This window comes from Robiginitalea sp. (assembly GCF_049588695.1).
In the GTDB taxonomy this organism is placed as follows: Bacteria; Bacteroidota; Bacteroidia; order Flavobacteriales; family Flavobacteriaceae; genus Robiginitalea.
On record NZ_JBAVZJ010000263.1, the window covers coordinates 1 to 4,266 of the forward strand.

Below are 4,266 nucleotides of genomic sequence, written 5' to 3' on the forward strand. Positions count from 1 at the left end.
TAGAACCAGGACCTCCAGAACCAATCCAAATCCACTGCAGAAGCATCCTCCATCGTCCTGAAAAAGTCTTCGGGAGTCGGGTGCTTGAATTTCCAGCGCTGGGCATAGGTTTTAAAGGCGTGGTCAAAAAGCTCAGGCCCCATAACGGTTTCCCGTAGGATATTCAGTGCAGTGGCCGGCTTTCCATAAGCGTTCGGCCCGAGTTGGTAAACATTCTCAGGATTGGACATAATCGGAGAAATATAGTCCTGATCTCCGGACATGTAGGGTACAATTTTGGCAGGATCCCCACGACGGGATGGATATTTTTCATTCGGAGCGATAACATCAGAATAGGTTTTTCCAAACTCCTGTTCAGCCAGGTACTGCATAAAGGTATCCAGGCCTTCATCCATCCAGCCCCACTGACGCTCATCGGAATTTACGATCATGGGGAAGAAATTATGCCCCACTTCGTGGATGATTACCGAGATCATACCAAATTTTACGCGGTCGGAATACGTTCCATCTTCATTGGGGCGCCCGTAGTTCCAACAGATCATCGGGTATTCCATCCCCTGGTTTTTGGCATGTACGGAAATCGCTTTATGATACGGGTAGTCGAAAGTATGCGAAGAGTATGTCTTCAGGGTGCTGGCAACCGCCTTGGTTGAGAGATCCTCCCATAACGGGTTCCCTTCCTTGGGGTATAGGGATACAGCCATAACATCCTTTGATCCGATCCTGACAGCCATCATATCCCAGATAAACTTCCGGGAAGTGGCAAAACCGTAATCCCGAACATTCTCAGCGCGGAATTTCCAGGTTTTGGTCCTTTCAGAAAATCCTTTTTCAGCAGCTTCCACTTCTTCCTGGGTAACGATCATTACCGGGGTATCGTAGGATTTTTTGGCCTTTTCATATCGGGACATCATATCCTTTGAAAAGACTTCTTTGCGATTGAGCAAGACTCCGGTAGCATCCAGGGTGTGATCCGCGGGTACGGTGATGTTTACATCGTAATTCCCAAAAGGCAAAGCAAATTCACCACTACCCCAGAACTGGTGGTTCTGCCACCCTTCTACATCGCTGTAAACAGCCATCCTTGGGAAAAACTGTGCGATAACATACGCCCTGTTCCCGTCCTTCGGAAAATACTCGTAACCGGAACGGGCCCGGTTCACCGTATGATCCGGTATGTTGTACCACCACTTGATGGAAAAAGAGATTTTTTCTCCACTCTTGAGGGCTTTCGGGATATTGACCCGCATCATCGTTTGATTGATGGTGTAATCCAGTGGCCTTCCCTGTGCATCTTTTACGAATTCAATATTGAATCCCCCATCAAAAGGCTGTGTCAGGTATTCCCCAGCGAAAGAGGCGGTGCGATACGCAAGGGGTACTCCGCCCCCGTCCCTCAGCGGGGATTTTGACTCTTTGGAGCGGACATTCTGATCCAATTGTACCCACAAGTACTCCAAATCATCCGGGGCATTGTTGTGGTATGTTATAGTTTCCTCCCCATAAATACGGGCGTTTTTGTCATCCAGGACGATGTCCATTTTATAATCTGCTTGCTGCTGATAATAATCCGGTCCGGGGGTTCCAGAGGCACTTCGGTAAGTGTTTGGGGTAGCAAATTCCTGGTATAACTGCTGGAATTTACTCTCGTTGATGTGCCCTGGTTTTCGTGTCTGTTCGGCTTCTTCCTGTGCCCAGGCAAGGGCTGCAAATGCAAAGAAAAAGGCAGACAAATAAAACTTTACTTTCATAATCTGATTCTGTTGTAATTAGTTTGACGTGAAAAATACTCGATTTTTGAGGATAGCCCCGAGTTCAGCTATAAGTTTAACATTCCTTTATTATTCTCCCGGATCAGGACGTAGCTCTTTTTTTCGCCCAGTATTTTGAGATGTACCAGGTTTTTTTGTTCTTCAAAAACATCCATTAGTATCTCGTTTTGGATACCCACAGACTCCAAACCAGCTTTGGGAATTCCGCTGACCTCCAGGTAACAGATCACCTGGTCCCTGTCGTATTTCCTTCCCAAAAAGGTATACTTCCGGACCTCGCCGTTTACAAAAACAGTGAATTTGGAATTGAAATAGCGTTCGATGTAGGAGATACCCTCCTCTGATTCCCCGGGTGTCCCCAAATCGGCCTTTACATCATAGCGCGCCAGGAGGGCACTCTCTAGGTCATCGATAAAAATCCTGCTGATAATTTGCAGGGATTCCTCCTTTTGAGCGTACTCCACTGTAGTTACGCTTACATAAAATTTATGAGCTCCTGAATTGGACTCCACCCCGGAAAACGAAGTCAGGGGCAGGGCCAGCCAGAACAACAGGACGTAGAGAAAATGCCTGGGGCGCATAGAGTGTTATTTCACAAAACCGGAGTCTTGCGTGGGGGCAAAAATAAACAAATGAATCGATTCTAATCCAATTCGTTCGCCTTGCGGTATTCCAGACCCTTGGCTTTAAGGAAGTCCCACATTTTCAGGAGGTCTTCTGATTCGGCAAGACCCGAAAATTCAGGATCCATCTCACAGAAATACATAAAATCCGGAATTCGTATTTCCGGGATTTTTATATCGGATACGAACAGGCTGTCGGGATATCGGGCCCGAACCTCCTGGGTCTGGAGATAGGCCTGGTCCCGTGCCAGTCTTTTTTTTAACATTTTGGTCCGCCCTGTAATCGCATTGATAATAGGATTAAGCGGTATCCCACTTCCCCCGCTTTTCGCCTCTATCAACTGACGTTCCGCCTGGGTACGCTTTTTCGCATACGCATTGGGCAGGTTCAGGGATGCAGCCGTGACAGGTTCTTCCACCCTGAGGTTTACGAGGTCCTCATCTAGCCTTCCGCTGAGATTATAGGGCCTTACAACAACTTCCTGGAGTTGGTTGACAAAAGGCACCATCTCAATCTCCAAGCCCGAAGACTCCAACATTTGATCGGTAATTACAAAGGTCTTTCGCTCGTAGCGAATGGCGGATATCAGAAGTGTATCTCCAACCCGGGTATCCATACTGAAGAATCCCTCGGCATTGGTAATCGTTGCTCTTTCCGCGGAAAGGTTTAAAATGTGGACGTTGGGGATCCCCTCCCCGGCCTCGACTACCAGACCTTTAAGTTCGCGGTTTCGCAGGGAGGTCTCCTGCCCCCGTGATAATAGGGGATTTATAAAGAGCACCACAAAAAAAACTGGAATTATATTAATTACCCTGTTCAAGTCTGAAGGCTTCACTTTGGGTGACCAGGAAGTCAATGAGTTGAAATTCATTTTCCTTTCTCAAAAGGGTTTTGGGTGGGAGTTGGCTATCACAGTAGACCAAAAATGCATCAATATCCGCTTGTGGGATTTGTAAATCCTGCACAAAAAATGCATCGTCGTACACTTGCCGCAAGACTTCACTCGGCTTAAGGGCCGGGGTTTCATCGGGTTTATCCCCGGCAACCGTTGAGGCCAGGAGCTTAAATATATTCACGAAATTCAACCCATCCTGCATTCCCCGGGTAGTAGGGTCTTCTGCAATATTGATCACTTCTGAGGTTTCATCCGTATCGTAGTCAAAACCCTTAAAATCCTCATTGCTCAAACGGATAAATTCCTCCTGCTCTTCCGGACTTACGACTACTTCATCCAATTCTGTGACTTTTTCGGTCACCTCCACGACCAACCGGTTATTTTTGAGAATATCCTCGGTGATTTTCACCATCTGCAACTGGTAGTTGAGGGCCATAAAAACCACCTCATCTCCCACTTTTACGGGAATCGCAAATTTTCCGCCTTCGTCTGTAATGGTCGCCTGTTGTGCGGTCGTATTGATCACATTCTCATTGGGTACTACGGAATTTCGATATAGAACGGTTCCCCGTAACAAAGTACGGTCATCCTCCTGGGCGCGACCCGGAACGAGTACCCCAAAAAACATAATCATAAGAATCAACAGCCTCATACAGTCAGTCATTAGTAGCTATAAAGAAAATGCAACTTGCCCTAAAAAAAAAGCCGCTGCCCCTAAACTTATGTTAATAGAGGGTGAAACGGGCAACCTGGGTCCTGCAAAGATGCTTTAAAGCTGCAGTTTGAACCCTTTATTTGCATTGAGTATTTTGGATTGCCGTTCCAGGGTAATCCCGGCTCAGATATACCTGAACTTCCTCGGGGATTCCCTGCGAAGCTTACCCGTTTTTTGACGGATATGCCCGGTATTTGAACTGAGATCAGGTTGGGCTTTTCCGTTTATCCATTAAAGTGGTTGTTGAAGCCATTTTCAGT

The 4,266-nt window shown here is 46.9% G+C and carries 4 protein-coding genes; all 4 read right to left on the minus strand.

Annotation, left to right across the window (positions count from 1 at the left end):
* A partial coding sequence (locus WBV75_RS06405; protein ID WP_424119811.1) for a M1 family metallopeptidase occupies window positions 1–1,751 on the minus strand: 1,751 nt, incomplete at its 3' end.
* A gap of 68 nt (window positions 1,752–1,819) precedes the next feature.
* On the minus strand, window positions 1,820–2,353 hold the full coding sequence (locus WBV75_RS06410; RefSeq protein WP_424119812.1) for a DUF6702 family protein: 534 nt from the start codon (window positions 2,351–2,353) through the stop codon (window positions 1,820–1,822).
* Window positions 2,354–2,415: 62 nt separating this feature from the next.
* Window positions 2,416–3,180 (minus strand): carboxypeptidase-like regulatory domain-containing protein, encoded by a 765-nt coding sequence (locus tag WBV75_RS06415; RefSeq protein ID WP_424119813.1) that lies wholly within the window; start codon window positions 3,178–3,180, stop codon window positions 2,416–2,418.
* Between the two features lie 19 nt (window positions 3,181–3,199).
* Complete coding sequence (locus WBV75_RS06420; protein ID WP_424119814.1) at window positions 3,200–3,943, minus strand: hypothetical protein; 744 nt, start codon at window positions 3,941–3,943, stop codon at window positions 3,200–3,202.
* Between the last annotated feature and the right edge of the window lie 323 nt (window positions 3,944–4,266).

Excerpts from the sequence above, each read along its gene's own strand:
- WBV75_RS06410 (WP_424119812.1), bottom strand. The coding sequence starts at position 2,353 with ATGCGCCCCAGGCATTTTCTCTACGTCCTGTTGTTCTGGCTGGCCCTG.
- WBV75_RS06420 (WP_424119814.1), bottom strand. The coding sequence starts at position 3,943 with ATGAGGCTGTTGATTCTTATGATTATGTTTTTTGGGGTACTCGTTCCG.